Below are 20,164 nucleotides of genomic sequence, written 5' to 3' on the forward strand. Positions count from 1 at the left end.
GAGGTTGCATGGAGAAACTAATCATGCGAAAACCAAGCGAATCCTTCCATGCGTAAAATATCCAAGGTACGAAAGAAACTCCGAATCGTCGGACATCTAGGGCGGGAACTTCCCGAAGTAACGCTCATGGAGACGAAAGGCTGCTTTCATCGTGGAAGTGAGAAGCTCCCACTTTAAGCGAAGCTAAGTGGTGAGTAGTTCACCAGGTTGTGCCCTCAAATATTTTAAGGTGTTGGATTTTTTGTATGTGATAATCATGAACTCGTGTCGTTCTGCCACCGCATTGAGGAGTGTTGATTCCACACCAAAACAGTCGAGTGATTTTGACTCACTGGCAAGGCTCTTATTCATTACATTCAACTAGTGTAGAGTTGTGTATTTTTACGTTTCAAAGCTTTGCAACTTTTAATTTGCACTACACACAGCGATCTGCATGTCAATCATTGCTTGGAATTACTAGCATGATGTGTGCGAAATTGACTCGGCGAGAAACCAGTATGTCGTTTAAATGCATTATAAAAACTAGAGATACTTTGATACCCAATGCTATAACCGATCTGTGTACTATTCAATGCCGTTGTTAGAAGTAATTCCTTCGCTTTATTTACTCTCACTCTCTCTAAATACATGCGCGGAGTGCACCCTACTCGTTCTTTAAAAATCCGATTCAGGTGATAGCGACTAACGCCCACACTTGATGAAATATCTTGTAAAGACAGATGTTGTATATAGTTATTTTTTATCATTCGGATCGTATCTTCTAAAATAAAATGTACTGGATCATATTTGCTAAACCTTAAATCTGGTCTACATCTTTTACACGGCCTATAGCCTGCCTTTTGAGCTTCACAAGCAGACGCAAAAAAAGAAACATTCTCATCGTTAGGAGCCCTAGATTTACAAGAAGGACGACAGAATATCCCTGTTGTTTTCACTGCGTAAAAGAATACCCCATCATATGCCGAATCACATGATATCGTGGCATTCCACATCGTGTCCTCGGAAAGATCATGTTGATTCATTGCTTTCAACCCCCCTTATAGGCGAAAAGCTTTTTTACTCAAAATCATATAAACCACATAGATAGCTATGACAATGAAAGGTACAAGTATATATAACTGAAAAAATGGAATAACCAATAAACATAAAACCAAAGAGGTTAAGGATGACCACCATGCCAATGTGCTCTTCCTAAATAACTTAACACCCGCTGCCATGGAAAGAACATAAACTAAAATCCCAAGAGAGGTTGGAATAAACAAAATATCAGCAAATGTCAGCGATAAAGCTTTTGTCACTATGACACCTATCAGCGAAAAACAGATGATAAATAAAACCATTCGTCTTGGAATTTGCGTCGTTACATCTTGCTTTGAAAAAAACTTTGGAAAAGCACCATCCCTGCTTAATGAATAACCTAATTGCGTCAAGCTCGCTACAAAAGCATTTGATGTCCCTGTACAAATAATAAACGCCAAAATAGCAGTGACGATCTTGGCACCCACTCCTATTGTATCTCCCATGATAACACCAATTGGGGATAGGCTGGTTTCTTGACTGCCAAACGTGGCTGTTCCAATGGTTACAAAACTTAACAATAAAATAGTAATCCAATGACAATTGCGCTAATCATTGAAGCATTAACGATGTCTTTTTCAGGCCTTTTAAAATGCTCTGCTAGATTACAAATTGCCTCCCAACCGAAGAAGGACCAAAAAATAACAGTTACAGCACTCCCAACAGAATACCAGCCGTTTGGTGCAAAGGGCGTAAAATGGCCCCATTCTATTTTTGGAAGTGATACAAGTACAGCTACCAATAACAGAATCAATAACAGACTACTTAAAATCAAGGCTACTTTACTACTCATATTTACACCGTAATAATTAAAAATCCCTGCCATTACCAATGTAAGCATGGCTATAAATGTTGTGGCAAAACTTGATAGTCCAAATGCTTGACTAACATAATAAGCACCGGTTAAAGAAACAATTGTTTGACCGACTGCTGCTGTTACAAAATAAAACCATCCAACAACATTACCAAGATGATAGCCGAAAGAATTTCTAACAAAGGTCGCCGCTCCACCTGCATCAGGATATTTTTTTGCCAGACTAGCAAAGGCATAAGCAAGCGGAAAACTAATTAGTGTAACAATAACCCAGGATAAAATTGATGCTGGACCAGCCATGGAGGCAGTGACCCCAGATAAAAAAAGAACACCAGAACCAAGAATAACAGCAATATATAACGCGATTCCTTGAAATAAACCAATTGATTTATTATTCATGATCTCATCCCCTTTATAGTAAGCATTGTACTAATAAGAAGATGAACAATTCTTCTCGATTTTAGCGGTTTAATTAAATGATTAAAGGGAAATATTCTCATTCGTTCCCCCTCGTCTATAGAGAAGTTTTCGTTATTTATTTTTACTAAGAGTCGCTTCCAACCGATGTAGCTGTTTTTCCCTTTAAGACGAGGTCATATGCGTAATCAATATCTATACCTTGAAAGGTTGTATTTTCGACAATATCTGTGCAAGATTTAGGAGTTCCACTTCTCCTTAATAACTAATCTTGATATTGTGAAGTCAACAAATGAAACATCTTCAAGACAAGCGAGGTAAAGAGTAGGGGCAGGGGCAACTATTGACATAGAACCTGTTAAACTAACGTCCTCGGTTAATTAAACAATGATCGTTTTATCCACTTAAAGACTTTATATTATGATTTATCTCCTCAATCATTTTTTGGGTTCGTCAGCCCTGAATACAATCGTTCTAACATATTTTTTTCTTCCATATGAACTTACCATTAATGCAGGTTCTTTTAAATTGATTTCATACTGTGGAGGATCCATATTCAACAAAGCGTAATACGTGTCTTTAGGTTTATTTTCCCAAATATCACCTTGTTTTCTTGCGGTTTGGATACTTTCTATATTTCTAATATCGCATTCAACACTGCTCTGGTATCCAAAGCGAATAATGAGTTTATCACCATCAACGTGATGAGGCAAAAATCGTACAGCATTATACAGTCCCATCATATAGAGCAATGCATAGACATTTAATATTGTAAAAATCCATGCAGCAACTTCACTCCATAACTGAATAAGAAAATGAAATAATATTCCTTCCAATACAATTAAGATTGAGAATACGATGACAATTGTCTTTATCTGCGAAGTCTTATGATAAGAATAGACTTTTCCATTTTCAATCACGGTTGGTTTTCTGAACCAACCTACGATTGAATAATAGAAAACGCTTAGTTCTGTTAAAATTGCTCCTAAAACAAAACCATTGCCCAATTTTGGTTCAAGCGATTTTCTCGTTATTTCAAGAAAATCGTTTTCTTTACTTTTATTGTTTCTCTTATAGCGGATTATGCTTTTTATAACACTGTACATGACGACAATGACGATACCCACCTCTAAGACAGGTATAAGCCAAATTAAAATCTGATTTAATCCTCCCTCTTGCGAAGAAGGAATGATTAAATAGACTGCTCCCAAACAGACAATAATTGAAAGATAAACATATAATTTTTTTATGACCTAATCCTCCCTCTACAAATAACGCTTTTTCTTGTTCAGTTAACCTGCCTTTTAGCTGAACAAGAGTGACATTTATATCGTGAATTTAGATAACCTAAATCTATCATATGCTTCCATATTTTTCATTAAAATCACATGATCAAGTCATTCATGATTCATCGGATTTCTTTGATGTTGAATGGATTCTAACATCTGAAACTAGGCAAGGTCATTATTCATGTATTTTAGTTGCAACTCATTAAAACACTGGTTGAATCCATCCTTTAAGCCTTCAGTGATTATTGTTAACGTTATGATTTAGACCCATTGCCGAGACCTTACCATCCGACTTGAATCGCTTAAACATCTGCCAATGGCTTTACACGCTCAGCCATTGGCATTGTTCAAACGAGACATTTTATTTACTTTCCTGCTGCTTACTTTTTTGGTGACCACTTCTCATCGTTTTTCTGTATTGCTGTGGTGTTAAGCCAATAATACGTTTAAATGCACGCCGAAACGAATGAGGACTATTATAGCCTACACATTCAGATATCGCCTGGACGGTTTCATTCGTTTCTGTCAACATCGTCATACTTTCTCGTAAGCGAAGGTCCATCACATACTCGGAAATGGATTGACCCGTTTGCTGTTTGAATAATTGTGAGATGTACTTTTCTGGTAGACCAATCACCTTAGCTACGTCATAATTCGTCAAACTGGGCTCAGAAAAATGTTGATCGATATATCTCTTCATGCGAAGCACTGTTTCTTCGCCGGCAGCATTTTTCATTTTTTGCTGACATTCGGCATAACTACGGATAATGTCTTCGAGCACAGCTTGAACGTGCGCGCGGCCATCTGACAATTTAATTTCTAATAATGCTTTTTTTAATCTAGACAAACTATGCTGTTGGATCGCTTGTGGCGAAAGTGCGCGAAGAAAAGTCCCTTTCACTTGCGCAAGCCATTGCTGTGCTAACAACGGAGGCTGTTCTTTTTCAAGCAACTGATCAAGCACTTCATTTACGAGGCGGATGGCGATATCCACTTCACCCGTCTTCAAAGCTTTTATTAGACGGACTTCGATTTCGATCGGATAATTAATAAACTCGTTGACTGCTTCATATTGATCGTGCCAAAAAACACCCGACTCATTTTTAAGCATAGAATAATCGAGCATTCGTCTCGCTTGCTCATAAGAACGGCTCGTTTCAAATAACGGTGTCCACGGACCAACCGTCATCGTCACTTCCATTGAAAATTCCTCCTGCAAATTCGCGCGAAGTTCTGTCAGCTGCTCCTTCATATAAGGAATCTTTTTTTGATCTGGTTGTTCCTCTATATTGAGCCAAAAAACGAGTTCATCTTTTTGGAGATCGACAGTTAATGGATTTGGCTGAAAGGCTTGAAGAACTTTTTTAACAATGACCTTCGCTGCAGCCAATTCTTCATAGATATCTTCTCCTTCCATATCACCATATCCATGAATTTTTAATAATATCACCGCTCCTTTTTGACTTACAGTAAGGCCTACTTGTGCTGCAGAAGACATTAAATCAGCTCTTGAATGGAATTCTTCATGAATTAAGCGCCTTAAGAATGAATCTTTTAAAATTTGCTCTTGATGCACGAGCTCACTTCGCAATGATTCATGATCACGAATCATTAAAGAAAAATTACCTTGCAGAAAATCGTAAGCGTTTTTTTCTAACTTTTCTTTCTTTTCGTTGTCTCGAGAATAGTCTAAATGCTCATGAACGGAAGCAACGAGCTCCGACAGCGGTCTAATGTTTCTACGAGCCAAGAACAAGCTAGCCAAACCACCAATAACTAAAGTGACCAGCATCACTATGATCGTCATACGTTGAATATAGCCGGCCCCTTCCATGATATTGCTTTTAGGAATGGCAGCGACATATGACCACCCATTTTCTTCAGCAATAGATAACATATAAACTGACGACCCATCTTCAAGTTTATATTCTTTATTCTTCGGCGCAGCAGACAAATCGAGTTGCTCAATCTCTGCAGGAGAAATGCCTGCGCTTGCTAACAGTTCACCATGCTCATTACGCATAAACGCCCATCCGCCAGAAGGGGTAACAAATGAATCCAAGAGACTTTGAAAGTGACTGACGTCAATTGGAATAACCACTGTACCTTTCGGGTTGGCTCCACTATAAAAAGGCAGTGTTTGCACGACAGTAATCACGGATGTTTGCCGCTGATCCCACTGGTAAGGCTGTAAAGGCAAGACGTTATACATATGAGGCATCCGTAAAATGCGCTGTCGCCATTCTTTATATTCAAGCTGAGAGAAACGTTGCAGCTCATAAAAATGAGAAGGTCTTAAATAGGCCGAACCTGGTGATAACACGATATCCTTATCCCAAATATAGATATAAAAGTACCTTAGCAGATAACTCGTCGACGCATAGACTGATAATTGCTCAACCACTTCACGTAACTCAACAACTTTATCCGAAACGTCGGCATGACTATACAGCAATGTTGCAAAAGACGGCTGCAATGATAATTCTCGAACAAAGTTTTCAACCTCTTCCATTCGACTTTCAAGCATTCGTTGACTTTGCTCCAAAACAGCAAGACTCTGATCCACAGCGCTCGATTTAGCTACAGATACAGAGATCCGATACGAGATCAAACCTGTACATAGAGGAATGAGCAAAATTAGAAGATATGAAATTAAAACTTTTCGAAAATAATCTCCCCTCCCCTCTATGTAAACCCTTTCATTATTACGTATTTTCGTTTCTTTATATAATTTTCCTGCTATCATTTGTTCCACCTATATTCATAAGATGTTATACAACACCATATACACTTGGGATTTCACAAAATATGTCATCAATTTCAATTTAAAAATAAAATTCTGATTTTTCTTATTTACGAAAACAGATAATGAGTGTAGATAAGATTAAGCAACAATTTATCTACACTGCTCGATCACCCTCACTTTTTATACATTTGTACGATCGAGAAAGCGCTGACGATCTTCTTGAGATGGAAGATAGCAATTTTTCTGTTCGCCAAATATCCGATGACGGTGGCGGGCAAACCAACGATACACTTGATTTCTAATCGCTTTTGGTATCAAACGAAAGACAACAAAGATTTTCCAAGGCCACCGAAGATATTGACAAATCCGTAAGACTGCGTCTGACTCTGTAAACACACCTTTCACATCTAGAAGAACAATTGAATCGAGCGACGTTTTTTTTTAGCTTGGAGTCTAGAAGATTTGCCGCCAAGTCTGACTGTAAGGAAGCAAAATAAAGTCGTTTATTAGGATCATGTCTAATTAAAAACTGTACCGCTGCATCACAAAATGAGCACTCTCCATCAAAAAAGACAATGGGTCGTTGGTGATGACGAACGAGTGAAGAATGCAAGCAGGCTCACCCCTTTTCAAACGAGATTTCATGATGTCCGTGAAATATACGACAAGAATCAGCATATCCATGTGCCTCTTCATCACACAGCTAGCTAAACAACATGATGCCCACATTATTTTTTGTGGGTGCATTCCCGATCCTAGCCGTTTACTTTTCAAACCTCTATATTTAATTTCTAAAATTGTATATACAAAGATAGTACAGTCAAAGTGCTCACTCTTCTTTTTTTCCTCTACGCCAATCCCTAAACAGAATCATGACATTAATAATTAAAAACAGACCAACGACGGTAAACACAAATATATCAGCCAATGGGCACATCTCCTTCACTTGTTGGCTATGTTTATTATAACAAATCTATCTCAGCATGTTCACCCTTATCCTATTTGCAAGATGGACGCCTGATAAAAAAAACGAGTGCAGACAAGCTTTTGTCTACACCCTAAACATTAATATCACTCTTATAATGAATGAGAAGACGGCCGCTTACCGATCATTTGTGCTACTTGCAGAACACCCCAGTATGCCATGGCTCCGGCAATCCCTAAAACGACGCCAATGACCATTAGGCGCGGATCACGAGCAATTGAGAGGATCGAAAGGGCACCAAATACGGCTCCTCCTGCCGAGTAACAGACAAAACTAATCAGTGTCTTTTTTAACGTTTTCCAGTTTGTTGCTTTTTTCGCAACCCAGTTATCCATCATAATAGACGCCGGTATACCAATTAACAAGAACACTGGCAGCGCATATAAGGCGATGAAGAGAAATATGTTCCAAAAGGATAAGTCTTGTGGCATGATTTCGGCGGGAAGATCCATCCCATCAATTGCGCTTAACCAAACGCTTCCTTGCCATAACGAAAACAAAATTGCCGAGATGACAGCGACTAAAAAACGTCGCCAGATATGTCCTTTCAATACGATGCACGCCCCTTCTCTTTTACTTTTCTAATTGTACCAAACGGAAGGAACATGTGACACGAATAATCGCTTCTTTCCTAGAGAAGTGCGATTGTTTTTTGACTATATGTCAGTTGCGTTTCATATCATTTAAACGTCTTTCACCGGCTGACCGAGCAGTTCAAGTTGGGCGAGCGATGTTTGCCGAGCCCCGCCATTTTCACTAATCATTAATCGATAGTGTGTATAGTCGTTTGGCGTTTGAATGAGAAACGGCTTCGTATAACGTCTCCATTTAAAAGATACGTTCGCTTGCTGATCAAGTACTTCCCAATGCTGTCCGTCATTAGACCCTTCAAGACACCAGCTTCTTGGATCTTCTTCTGCACATTCAGCGCTCGTTAGCGTGTACATCATGACTTTCTGCGCTTGTTCGGTAAATGATACGTCGATGAAGGCAGGTATGTTATCTACCGTGACCTTCGTCATTGACGTATTGTCCCAAAGTGCCGGTGCATTCTCTCCTTTAATTTTCACAACTCCCTCGGTTTGATCTAGCAAATCCACCCAAGGCCGTGGAATACACTCAATGCCATCATGAGTCACTGCAGTTAACGAACTCGGTAAACTTTCCGTTGTGCTTCCCCAAGCAGATGGTGCAGGTCCCATCTCAAATTCCAAAGTCGCACCATTTGCGATCGTTTCATGAGGAATCGTTAAAGCTTCGTATTGCTCACCGTTCACTGTTAATGACTGGACATAACAATTTATATCACTAACATTAGGTGCAGTCACATGTAAAGCATGCCCATTTTCAAGTGTAATGGACATCTCCTCGAAGTATGGAGCCCCTATAACATATGATGGTGTCCCTACTTGGAGCGGATAAAGGCCGAGCGCGCTCCAAATGTACCAGGCAGACATCTCACCATTATCTTCGTCACCAGGATAGCCTTGCCCAATTTCACTGCCAATGTATAGACGGGATAACACTTCACGAACGTATTTTTGTGTTTTCCACGGTTGACCGGCAAAATTATACATATACAAAATGTGGTGAGACGGTTGGTTACTATGACCATACATCCCCATACGGACATCTCGAGCTTCTGTCATTTCATGAATGACAAAGCCGTAATGACCTGGAAATTTCGCACGTTCAGGTCGATTCATGAATTGGTCAAGGCGTTCCGCAAGTGCCTCCCTTCCACCGTATAAGTTGGCTAGCCCTTGACCATCATGGGGCGCATGAAAACCCATATTCCACGCGTTCGTCTCGGTATAATCTCCGCCCCATTCATCAGGGTTAAAGTCCTCCGCTGACTGGCGCCATTCACCGTCAACGTTTTTGCCGATAAAAAAGCCCCCCGCTTCTTCACAATACAAGTCTACATAACGTTGTGAACGCTGTTCAAAGTAAATGGCATCGGCAAGATAAGCAGAGTCGTTTTTTTCCTCAGCCAATTCATACGCCAAGCGAGAAATGGCAAAATCATTGATAAATCCGTCTAACGCCCACGAAAGTCCTTCTGGTGTATCTGTACTCGTATAACCTTTAAAAATGGACGTTGCTAACCCTTTTCGCCCAACACTTTCATCCTCGCTATACACGGCAGCATTTTTTACTGCAGATTGATAAAATGCATCGAGATCAAATGCTTTGACCCCTTTTAAGTATGCATCACTAAAAGCAACGTCCGAGCTCGTTCCGACCATGAGGTTTGCATAGCCAGGAGAGGACCAACGGGCAATCCATCCGCCCTCACGATATTGCTGGACAAAGCCATCTATCATTTCCGCTGCTTTTTCTGGTGAGAACAACGCATACGCAGGCCAAGATGTCCGGTACGTATCCCAAAAACCGTTATTCACATATGGTTTTCCTTTTACGACAGGTGCCCCTGTTTGCGAGGGTGTATCGATGCTTTCTTTCTTTGTAAAAGGGCTAGCATAGCTGTATTCCGGTTCTGTTTCTGTGCCTGTATTCTCATACGCAATGTTCGGATAAAGGTATAATCGGTAAAGATTTGAATAAAACGTAACACGCTCTTCTTTTGCAGCATGAGGAATATGAAAAGCGCGTAACCTGTCATCCCACTGCCTTTTTGCCCTTTCTTTTATATCGTCAAATGAATCCGTTGGGGCGATGTCTAAAGACAAGTTCTTTTTAGCTTGTTCAACGCTAATAAATGAGGTAGCCAGCTTCATCGTGACCGTACGGGAACTCGCTGGTGTTTGGAAACGAACGTACCCGGCAACATCATCACGTCCTTCGCCCGTCAAATGGCCATACTGCTGAATCGGCCGATCAAACTCGGCATACACATACATCCTTGGAGCACCTGCAGACAAACCGCTCCGCACATCGGAGTACCCAGTCACGACCTGCTGCTCGACATCAAAAGAAAGCCCTCCCTCGTTTGTCACATTATCAAAAAGAATGTCAGAATGCTCCCCTTGAAATGTAAACTGAAACATCGCCGCATAAGTCGTAGGTGCCATTTTAACCTCTATACCGTCATCAAAAGTGACTTCATAAACATATGGCTTAGCGGTCTCGTTGTCGTGGGAAAATGATAGCGCACGCTTGCCGCGATTGATCGTTGGATGTTTGCTTCCATCCGCTGGCATCACCTGAAATGTCTGGCGATCCCCCATCCACGGGCTAGGTTCATGACTCACCGCAAAAGCTTGCAATTCAGGAAGGTTGTTTTCGTTGTTTTGCTCCTGATAGCTGTACAACCAAGTGGTAGAGCCGGCATCCGTCACAGGTGTCCAAAAGTTGAAGCCATGTGGTACGGCAACAGCCGGGAAATTGTTACCTCTAGAGAAGGTGCCATTTGAATTCGTACCACGTAAAATCGACACATCTTCGACTGGTGATTGTGATTGACCATCTTGATTGATCTTGGCGATCTGCAAGTCATCGATACTACCAGCAAACGAACCTTCTACACCTTGCGCTTCAAACGTAAGAAAAACACGCTCAGTTATTTTTCCTAAAGCGACTTTCCCAAGATGTACTCTTTTCACATTCCATTGATTTGGATAAAGTGTCTTAGATTTTCCTTGTTCATTTGCTGTGAACCTGGCTCTATGTTGGTCTCTTGCCTCTAGATCGCTCAAAAATGTACCGTCTGTAAACTGTACGTCTACTGCGACATATGTAGCTAAATAAAGCGCGTCATATTCATGTCCAACCTGGGGATGAATCATATATGAGAGCTCTGTTTCTGCTGTCACTTCAAGCGTAAGCGCGAAAAGTTCTCGACGCATGAATTCGCCGGTTGTGCTAGCGCCCTCATACATTAAAGCCTGCATTCCTGTCCAGCCAACATTTGTTTTAGCTGTGTAACTCTCTTTTGGACCCGCGCCAATCGTGACATCAAGCCATTGCCCTGACGTTTTACTACAATGAGTATGGTCCGTTTCAATCAGTGGCGAAGTACGAAGTTCGTCTTCTTCAAACGATGTAAAAAATGAGTGATTAGCCATTATGATTTCTCCCTCCTCCAAACTCGAAAACTTCCTATAAGCACAGCTCTTAAAGGATCATGATACCACCGAAATCTACCTGCTGTCTGTCCTATTTGTCAAAAAAACGTGGTGTGAGTAAACGTTCACAGCTTCTTAAAAATTGGTTACTTCACTTCATATTTCTTTAGTCGGTCAATAGGAAGAGGAGCTATCAAATGACAGCTCCTCTGTAATATAATTAGCTTATTTTAACAATTGGCTTAATCGTTTGACCTGCTTTTGAATCTTCAAAAGCCTGATTAATATCTGAGAAGTCGTATAGTTTAACGAGCTTATCGAACGGAAAAAGACCTCTTTTATAATAATCGACTAATTTAGGAATGAAAAGCTGCGGAACAGCATCACCTTCAATCACACCTACCATCATTTTTCCTTCCGCCATAATTTCTTCATGAACGTTAATATTGACCTCAGGCGTCACACCAACAACAGCAAGCTGACCAAGAGGGCGAAGTGCCTGCAAGCCTTGATGTACTACAGCCGGAACACCTGTCGTTTCAATGCCATAATGACTACCGCCCTTTGTCACTTCTTTAATTTCCTTTAAAACATCAACTTTCTTACTATTGAATGTATGTGTTGCACCTAGCTCCTTCGCAAGCTCCAAGCGGCTCTCATGAATGTCAATAGCGATGATGTGCTCACATCCGATCAGCTTGGCAGCCATAATTGCACTTAAGCCAACCGCCCCTGTACCATAGACAGCAATCGAACTACCGAACTCTGGCTTTAACTTATTGAGAACAGTCCCGCTCCCAGTTTGAATACCACAGCCTAACGGCCCTAATAACGTCAAATCTACATCTTTGTCTACCTTCACGACATTTCGCTCATTGGCAATCGCATATGTACCAAATGAAGACTGGCCAAAGAATGTTGAAAGCTTCTGTTGTTGCTTGTGCAAACGATGTGATCCATCATCCATCGTGCCACCAAAGTTTAATTCGTTAAAATCAACACAGACCGATGGGTGACCGGTTAAACAGTTTTCACAATGCCCACAGGAAGCATAAGATAGGACGACATGATCACCTGGCTCAATGGTCTTCACGCCTTCTCCCACTTTCTCAACAATTCCAGACCCTTCATGCCCCAATACAGCTGGAAATGGAGATAAACCGAGGTCGCGTGCGACTGCATCGGTATGGCATACTCCTGAAGCGACGACTTTGATCAACACTTCAGTCGCTTTCGGTTCAGCGATTTCAATTTCTTCAATTTTAAATTCTTCCCCTTTGGCATGAGTTACAGCTGCTTTAATCTTCATGATCATTCGTCTCCTTTTTCCATAAATGTATACCATTCAACGGCCTTGCCCTTAAGATTCCCAAAAGGCTGTAGCCAATTCGTAGACGTCCACTACAAAAAGTTTAACGCCAACACCATGTTAAAAACAACTAAACTGCCTGCCCCCCATGGTTATAGAGAACAGACAGTCACATATGTTTTCTTATTCAAAAAGGTTTGGATCACCTTATGCAAACAAGCTCGTCGAATGCTTAGGCTGCACTTTACTGTCAGGGTTGAGATACGCGAATGCATTATTGATTGCAGTAGGCCCTTCCCCAAAACCGGTGGCAATGAGCTTGATTTTCCCTTCATATGTGGTAATATCCCCTGCGGCATAGATGCCAGGAATATTTGTTTCCATACGTGTATTGACGACAATTGAGTTTTTCTCGATCTCTAGCCCCCAATTTTTAATTGGGCCGAGAGAGGAAATAAAGCCATAGTTGACAACGAGCGTGTCTGCCTCAAGTGTAGAGAGCTCGCCTTCTTTATTTTTAATAACGACTTCCGTCACATCAGGATCGCCAACGATATCAACGATGTCACACGGTGTCATAATGTTAACGGACGATTCCCTTAATTGATTAACGCTATGTTCATGTGCTCTGAACTGATCACGCCGGTGTACAATCGATACCTCTTTTGCAATCGGCTCGAGCATTAATGCCCAGTCAACTGCTGAGTCTCCACCACCAGCAACGACAACTTTGTGGTCGCGAAATGCACTAAGGTCTTTAATATGATAATGCAAGCAACGACCTTCATATTTTTCAGCACACTCAAGCTTTAGCTTTCGAGGCTGGAAGGAACCGACGCCACCTGTAATCAGGACGGTTTTTGATAAATGGATGTCTTCTCCTGATTTGATCAAAAACGTGCCGTCTGCTTGCTTCGTTACCTCATCAACCTGACTTCCAAGAATGATCGATTGATCAAATTTTTGCATTTGCTCACGAAGGTTATCTACAAGTTCACTTGCTTTGATCTTAGGAAAACCAGCGACATCATATATATATTTATCCGGATATAGCGCCGTCAACTGCCCTCCCAACTCTGGCATACTGTCGATGACTTTCACTTTCATATCGCGCATTCCGCCATAAAACGCTGCGAAAAGCCCTGTCGGCCCCGCACCGATAATGGTTACATCGTATACTTCACTCATCCTTACGCCCTCCTGTGTTGTCTATGGTTAGCGGTTGGCTAATCTACCTCTCCGTAACTGTTTTGAAAAAACCTGACGTTTCTTATTATATAAAAAAAAAAGCATCCAGTCACTCATTGAGATTGAAAGTCATTTACAGACTTTTCACAATGCCTCTAAATACTTTTCACGTTTTCAAAAATATGGTTTACTACAAGCATAATGAGTGAAGCCGTGGAGGAACAATCACAATGTCCATTTACCTTGAGCAAATCTTCCAAGCCGCAATGATTTTTCCATTTGTGGCCCTTATATTTACCATTCCAACGATCATTCTACAATACCGTCGCTTTGGGCATCTTCACTTCTTGCGACTGTTGATTGTATTTTCCTTTTACTTATATATCCTTAACCTTGCTTTTTTAGTCATGCTGCCGCTTCCGACGACTTTACATAATTGCCCTGATGGTGCTGTGAGCGGTGCATTATATCAGCTAGAGCCCTTTCGTTTTTTTACGGATATCGCCAAGGAAGCGCATTTTCACCCGCAAGTACCAGAAAGCTACCTTCGTATATTTAAAGCCTCATCGTTTTATCAGGTGGCGTTTAATATTTTGCTGTTTCTTCCGCTAGGTGTGTATTTTCGTTATTATTTTATCCAACGTTTTATTCCAACTGCCCTGTTTTCCTTAGGTTTATCACTTTTTATTGAAATAACACAAGGAACGGGTGTATATGGCTTATTCGCATGCCCATATCGCGTTTTGGACGTAGATGATCTTTTCGCCAACACGTTAGGAGGGATCTTAGGGTTTATAGCGGCACCATTATTTACCTTTTTCCTACCTGAGCGTAAACGATTGCTCCGTTATCAAGCTGCCGATCGAGTGAGTGCTGTCAGACGGGTGATCGCATGGGGCGTTGACTACGTCATCTTACAACTCATATGGAGCTTTTATTTAGAAACCTTGTCATATTCAAAACCCGTATTGCTTTTCATTCTCCTGATCCTATATTTCGGTGTCCTGCCTTATTTATGGAAAGGGTTCACTTTCGGCAAATGGCTCCTACGCTTCCGTATTGAGGACATTAACGGGAGAAGACATTTCTTCCGATTTCTGCACCGGGGGACTTGGCCATCCCTACTGCTGACCTTAGATGTAGCCTACTTCCAATGGGTGAATTCAGTTTCAATTGTATCCCGTGTAGACGCGTTTATTTTTCTAGCCATTTTATGTTTACACGCCGCGTTCTTTTTACTCGTCATTTTTCGAATTACACGTGCTGACACGCGTCTATTCTATGAAAAATGGAGCCGTACGAAAAAGCGCCCCCTGTAAGCGGGCTTCAATGTATAAACAACGGCAAACTTAACTTTGTCCAAAGCTTTTTGCTTAGAAATCCTACTATTTTTCAGCCTAGCTTGAAAACGCTTCGCAGACTAAGCGCGAAGGCGAGCGAAGACACGAATAATACATTTCGTTCATGAGAGGGCGAGCGAGCCGAGTAACAACGGATGAGAGCGTTTGGCAACAGGACGCCTAGGCACGAAGGCGAGCAAAGACACGAATCGTACATTTCGTTCATAAGAGGACGAGTGACCCGAGTAACAACGGATGAGAGTGTTTGGAAACAGGCTGCCTCAGCTTTTGACTAGGACACATTTCCTCTTTACAATAATGCTCAACGACGAATGAGAGAAGGAATGCCGATGCTTCGGGACGATTTTATTATGCGCATGTTTCAATCTGTCACCCAGTTAGCCGCGCGACTGGCCGGTCTCAGAGCTGAGCGGAATAAAGCTGACAGTGAGCATCTTATTGACGAGGCGATTAAAGGAACGACAGGTTTAAGCCGCCAAACGGTGAATGTTTTACCGGCTCAAGAATTAAAAGAATTGTTCTCAGCCAGAGAAGATGAAGCTGAACGTATAGCTACACTAGCCTTGCTTCTATTAGAAGAAGGCGATCATCACGAAGCTTTTCAAGAAACGGAGGAAGCTTATCAAGATTACGCTAAAGGGTTTGTTTTACTAGTGAACGCGCTAGGTTCGATACCTAACAAACAAATGGAAGCTGAACTGAACCGTAAAGCTGACGACTTATTAGAGCGCCTGACCGCTTCAAACCGTTATAGCGGTTGGGGACTAGCAGCGATAGATTATTACGAAGAAATCAAGAAACGTTATGATCTTGCAGAAAATGTTTTATTTGCACTCGCTGAAGAAAAGCCGTCAGAAGCTGTTCAGCAACGCGGTCTTTCCTTTTATCGTCAACGCCTTCAAGAAGATGAGGCTGTTTTACAGAAAAGAAAATTGCCAAAAAATGAGGTCCTTGAAGGGGAAGCTGATTTTTTACACTTATTTAAATGAGGGCGTGTCAACCGAAACGAGAGTGCTTTCCGGACTGTTATCGATAGACACTCACCCGCCTATTCATATAATATTAAGCAAAGGAGGGCTAGATCTTGTTGTTCCTATTGTGATCAACCCTCGCGTTTACTAGTTTTATATGTATTCTTATTCTACTGATCATTAAAAAATGGATCATTACTAAAACGATCCCCTCCTCCCACTACACTCCATTTGACTACATTGCCGCACAAACGACTGTTGAACACCATGAAGAAATGGAGAATGTCGGCGACGAGGAAGACGACGATATCCGCAGCCAGTTTCCACCCCAGCACTAAAAAAAGGAGTCGTGAGCGCACATGCTACAAACTGTACAATTAGGGAAAACCGACTTACATGTCGTACCGGTCGGTCTTGGGACGAATGCTGTTGGTGGGCATAATATTTTTCCAAACTTAGACGATCAAGTAGGAAAAAACGTTGTAAAAACCGCGTTAGATGAAGGAATCAATTTTCTAGACACGGCATTTATCTATGGCCCTGAACGTTCGGAAGAACTAATCGGCGAAGTCCTAACCGAAACCGGGCAGCGATCAGATGTGATCCTCGCGACCAAAGGGGCCCACAAAATTGTTGATGGTGAGGTCACTTTAGTTAACACGCCTTCATTTTTAAAACAATCTGTGGACGAGAGCCTGCGTCGCCTGCAAACGGACTATATTGACCTTTTCTATATCCATTTTCCTGATGAAACAACACAAAAGTCAGAAGCCGTAGGTGCTTTAAAGGAACTAAGGGACGCGGGAAAAATACGTACGATCGGTGTTTCCAATTTTTCGCTTGAACAATTAAAAGACGCGAACCAAGATGGCTACGTTGATGTCGTCCAGGATGAGTTTAATTTACTCAAACGACAAGCCGAAAACACGTTACTCCCATACTGCATAGAGAATGATATTTCCTTCATCCCCTATTTTCCTCTCGCTTCCGGACTATTGAGTGGGAAGTATGATGAACATAGTACTTTTGAAGATGGACGTGCGAACCATCCTTTATTCCAAGGAAAAACTTACCAGCAAAACATTGCTAAAGTCAACGAACTTAAAAAGATTGCCAATCACAAAAAGATTGAGGTCGCTCATCTCGTCTTAAGCTGGTATTTGCACCATGAAGCGATTGACGTCGTTATACCTGGAGCAAAACAACCGGAGCAAGTCCTGCGAAATTTAAAAACGATCGATGTGTCACTCACCTCAGAAGAATTTGCTCAAATTGATGCGATCTTTCGTTAACTTTGCTTTGCAGTAACCGCTGTCTCTTTCTGTGACAGCGGTTTTTCAAACTCACTGACAGCAGACAGGACAAGTAGTTAAAGGTTTGGTAAACTAGGATAAAATCTACCATTCAGGAGTATCGCATATGATGAAAACGTTTATGTTGACGAGAGCTGACTGTCATAGATTACTTTCGTTTCAGGAGCTTCTCCCATACATCAGGTCCACATTAAAAGCACAAGCCGCTCCAGTCTCTGCGATACCAAAGAGTCAGGAGCTTAGACAAGCACGTTGTGAATTAGGGAGAATCAACGGAATTCCAGCTTACACTGTCAATGCACTTCCTGCGTCCTCATCAGAATCTAACATGATTCATTTATATCACGCCGTCGATGATCAGCTGCTCGCATTGATGCCGGCACATCATATTAGTAAACTAAGCACACTTGCCCTTGCAGCTTATGGCTCATCCCTACTTGCCCAGGAACAGCACGCCACAATTGGCATCATAGGATGGAATGATGACATGCGCTTGTTTTGTGACATGGTCCATTATTTACGCCCGATGGACTCAAAAAACCTTCTCATTTATACTCAACAACACGTCCAACTATCTTCAGTGCCTCCTCATCAGTCGTGTGAAACGGTAGACAATGTAGATACGATATTAGCAGAATCAGATACTATTTTCGTAGCCCCAGGTGCTGCAGTCTTGTTAACACACGCCATCTTTTGGCGCTCGTCACTGCAAATTACCCTTCTTGGAGAAAAGCTGCCGAGTCCACAACGGGCATTCCGGCAGCCGGTTCAATACTGGCATGAACAAAAACAAGACGCCCGCCCAACAGCCCATCAGTTACACGAACTACTTTCGAACGAATTTGACTCACATACCGATCCACGAACGATCCATGTCCTTGAAGCAGACCGTTTATCGTCTCTAGAGTTGGCTGCAGCATGGCAAATTTACAAAAAAGGACTTTATTATGGATATGGTCAATGGATGGACTTCATCACATAACAAAACCCGTCGCATGCCACTGGCTCTTTCGCCAGGACATTAGACGGGTTTTGCTTGTTTAAAATGCTTCGCGCAAACAGGACTTATCCACCTAGATTTTCAATTGTATTTTGCAACTCGCGCAACTGGTCTAAACTCTGAAACAATTCACTATTTCTCAGTTCGTCAACAGACATATTCGCATCAGACAGTTTTCCTTGCAATTGTTGTAAAGAAGCTTCTGCATCGGCTGAAAAGCTGCTAATTTGTGCATGGATGTCCTCAGCAAATCCAGGCGGCTCAATATTTTGAAAGGATTCCATCTCGTTTAAAAACTGTTGGACATATTCATCAAGCTGCGCCTTCGTTTCTGGATCGTTTGCCGCTTCCTCAAGCATCGCAGGGGCTTCCTGCGTAAACTGCTGGACATCCTCAATATACGTCATTGCTTCTTCAGAATATCCAATGCCTTGATTGACTTCATCTAATAGACCACAACCACTCAACAACATAGCCACGAAGATTAGGCTTATCACACTTACTTTTTTTATCAATATCATCGCCTCCACGACGGTTCATGCTCTCTTTATACCTTATATAATAGCGTAATTGCAATTGCTCATCGCTGAAAAACATTTGGTATATCAGACTTTCATGAAATGTTCAAACTCGATAGAGCCGTCAAAGCTTCATTTCTAATATAATGACAGGAAGAGTTTCTTTCGGTTCGTCATGAGACTGTTTCTACGGTAACAAGCCAATAAGCAGACGGTCGATCTGATAGATAGAGTATTTCACATAGGGGGACATTAGACGATGTTAAGCACGGCTTTAGGACGTTTTAGGTTCATTGGAATCTTAGAAGGCATTTCTTTTATCCTACTGCTCGCTGTAGCCATGCCGCTTAAATACGGAGCAGGAATGGACATGGCTGTCAGCATTGCCGGTATGGCTCATGGTGTATTATTTATTTTATATATCATGGCTATTGCGCACGTAACGATGACCGACAGCTGGAAGGCACCTCGCATTACTGGAGCTGTACTCGCAGCATTTATTCCATTTGGTCCATTTTATTTAGATGCGCGCCTAAAAAAAGAAGCCATTTAGTATATTCTCCCTTGCAGATAAAATGCAGGGGGTTTTTTATATTTCCTTTACGACTCAGTCGCTCGCTTGAAGACATTCCGTTCAACAGATCCTCTGTTTTCTTAGTAATTTAGGCGAAAGTGCAAGTTAAACTCTTTTGCCTTATACATTCCCATTAAAAAAAAACCATCTGGTGCTTCGCAGCCTATCGGCTGAGGAAAATAACGGCTGCACCATTGGGTTAGATACAGTCTCCTTTCCATTCAGACGCTCACTTACACCCTTACCTCAATCAGCTTACGCCTACTTATGATAAGCACACCTTCATTCACTCCAACATTTGATCCCCAACATAGACCCATCCCTTTGTTTCAGTACTTATTAGAGTCATAAGATTGAATAGCAAACCAAAGTGGTGACACATGCTTTCTTCATCGACCATTCTCGTCCAAAGATTCCCTCATCCTTTAAGACGTTGATCACACACCCTTGGTTTCAAAAAATAGTCGTATTAAATTAGGACCTGTCTGAAAACTAAAGAATAATGTGGTACGATTGGTGAAAAATGAATGGAGCGACGAGCATGACGCAAAGACGGTACGAAATAAACGATGAA

Annotated in this window: 13 protein-coding genes and 5 pseudogenes; 6 read left to right on the plus strand and 12 right to left on the minus strand. The window is 41.6% G+C overall.

Annotated features, from left to right (window positions below; translation table 11 throughout):
* Nucleotides 1-205: 205 nt before the first annotated feature.
* The 11 genes and pseudogenes from G4V62_RS20405 to G4V62_RS17180 form a co-directional block, all read right to left on the minus strand.
* A pseudogene (locus G4V62_RS20405) lies at nucleotides 206-283 on the minus strand (transposase family protein); the annotation flags it as partial.
* Between the two features lie 157 nt (nucleotides 284-440).
* Entirely contained in the window at nucleotides 441-992 is a 552-nt protein-coding gene (locus G4V62_RS17135; RefSeq protein WP_165204612.1) for a bifunctional transcriptional activator/DNA repair enzyme AdaA, read from the minus strand.
* Between the two features lie 35 nt (nucleotides 993-1,027).
* Nucleotides 1,028-2,290 (minus strand): annotated as a pseudogene (locus G4V62_RS17140) (APC family permease).
* Nucleotides 2,291-2,745: 455 nt separating this feature from the next.
* Nucleotides 2,746-3,519, minus strand: coding sequence for a hypothetical protein (locus G4V62_RS17145; RefSeq protein WP_165204584.1), 774 nt, complete (start codon nucleotides 3,517-3,519; stop codon nucleotides 2,746-2,748).
* 439 nt (nucleotides 3,520-3,958) lie between these two features.
* The gene (locus tag G4V62_RS17150; RefSeq protein ID WP_165204586.1) at nucleotides 3,959-6,343 is read right to left on the minus strand and encodes a helix-turn-helix domain-containing protein; all 2,385 of its coding nucleotides are present in this window, start codon (nucleotides 6,341-6,343) and stop codon (nucleotides 3,959-3,961) included.
* A 180-nt stretch (nucleotides 6,344-6,523) separates the two neighbouring features.
* Nucleotides 6,524-6,766: pseudogene (locus G4V62_RS20410) on the minus strand (thiol-disulfide oxidoreductase DCC family protein); the annotation flags it as partial.
* Between the two features lie 37 nt (nucleotides 6,767-6,803).
* Nucleotides 6,804-6,956: pseudogene (locus tag G4V62_RS20925) on the minus strand (thiol-disulfide oxidoreductase DCC family protein); the annotation flags it as partial.
* A 464-nt stretch (nucleotides 6,957-7,420) separates the two neighbouring features.
* A complete protein-coding gene (locus G4V62_RS17165) occupies nucleotides 7,421-7,879 on the minus strand; it encodes a hypothetical protein (RefSeq protein ID WP_165204592.1) in 459 nt (152 codons plus the stop codon).
* Nucleotides 7,880-8,011: 132 nt separating this feature from the next.
* Complete coding sequence (locus tag G4V62_RS17170; protein WP_165204594.1) at nucleotides 8,012-11,356, minus strand: GH92 family glycosyl hydrolase; 3,345 nt, start codon at nucleotides 11,354-11,356, stop codon at nucleotides 8,012-8,014.
* Nucleotides 11,357-11,576: 220 nt separating this feature from the next.
* Complete coding sequence (locus G4V62_RS17175) at nucleotides 11,577-12,665, minus strand: NAD(P)-dependent alcohol dehydrogenase (RefSeq protein WP_165204596.1); 1,089 nt, start codon at nucleotides 12,663-12,665, stop codon at nucleotides 11,577-11,579.
* Nucleotides 12,666-12,872: 207 nt separating this feature from the next.
* Entirely contained in the window at nucleotides 12,873-13,853 is a 981-nt protein-coding gene (locus tag G4V62_RS17180) for an NAD(P)/FAD-dependent oxidoreductase (protein WP_165204598.1), read from the minus strand.
* 230 nt (nucleotides 13,854-14,083) lie between these two features.
* On the opposite strand from G4V62_RS17180, the gene G4V62_RS17185 reads away from it, so the two are divergent.
* The 5 genes and pseudogenes from G4V62_RS17185 to G4V62_RS17205 all read left to right on the plus strand — a co-directional run bounded on the left by G4V62_RS17185 (nucleotide 14,084) and on the right by G4V62_RS17205 (nucleotide 18,480).
* On the plus strand, nucleotides 14,084-15,172 hold the full coding sequence (locus G4V62_RS17185) for a VanZ family protein (protein WP_165204600.1): 1,089 nt from the start codon (nucleotides 14,084-14,086) through the stop codon (nucleotides 15,170-15,172).
* Nucleotides 15,173-15,537: 365 nt separating this feature from the next.
* Nucleotides 15,538-16,203, plus strand: coding sequence for a DUF6483 family protein (locus tag G4V62_RS17190; protein WP_165204602.1), 666 nt, complete (start codon nucleotides 15,538-15,540; stop codon nucleotides 16,201-16,203).
* 128 nt (nucleotides 16,204-16,331) lie between these two features.
* Nucleotides 16,332-16,523, plus strand: a pseudogene (locus G4V62_RS17195) (DUF3951 domain-containing protein); the annotation flags it as partial.
* A gap of 21 nt (nucleotides 16,524-16,544) precedes the next feature.
* Nucleotides 16,545-17,477: an aldo/keto reductase gene (locus tag G4V62_RS17200; RefSeq protein ID WP_165204604.1), complete on the plus strand. Its 933-nt coding sequence runs from the start codon at nucleotides 16,545-16,547 to the stop codon at nucleotides 17,475-17,477.
* 127 nt (nucleotides 17,478-17,604) lie between these two features.
* Nucleotides 17,605-18,480, plus strand: coding sequence for a hypothetical protein (locus G4V62_RS17205; protein ID WP_165204606.1), 876 nt, complete (start codon nucleotides 17,605-17,607; stop codon nucleotides 18,478-18,480).
* An 83-nt stretch (nucleotides 18,481-18,563) separates the two neighbouring features.
* Here G4V62_RS17205 and G4V62_RS17210 read toward each other — a convergent pair whose 3' ends face one another.
* Nucleotides 18,564-19,013, minus strand: a complete 450-nt coding sequence (locus tag G4V62_RS17210; RefSeq protein WP_165204608.1) for a DUF6376 family protein — start codon at nucleotides 19,011-19,013, stop codon at nucleotides 18,564-18,566.
* A gap of 262 nt (nucleotides 19,014-19,275) precedes the next feature.
* On the opposite strand from G4V62_RS17210, the gene G4V62_RS17215 reads away from it, so the two are divergent.
* Nucleotides 19,276-19,569, plus strand: a complete 294-nt coding sequence (locus tag G4V62_RS17215; protein WP_165204610.1) for a DUF3817 domain-containing protein — start codon at nucleotides 19,276-19,278, stop codon at nucleotides 19,567-19,569.
* Nucleotides 19,570-20,164 lie beyond the last annotated feature (595 nt).

Source organism: Litoribacterium kuwaitense (genome assembly GCF_011058155.1).
GTDB classification, from domain to species: Bacteria; Bacillota; Bacilli; order Bacillales; family DSM-28697; genus Litoribacterium; species Litoribacterium kuwaitense.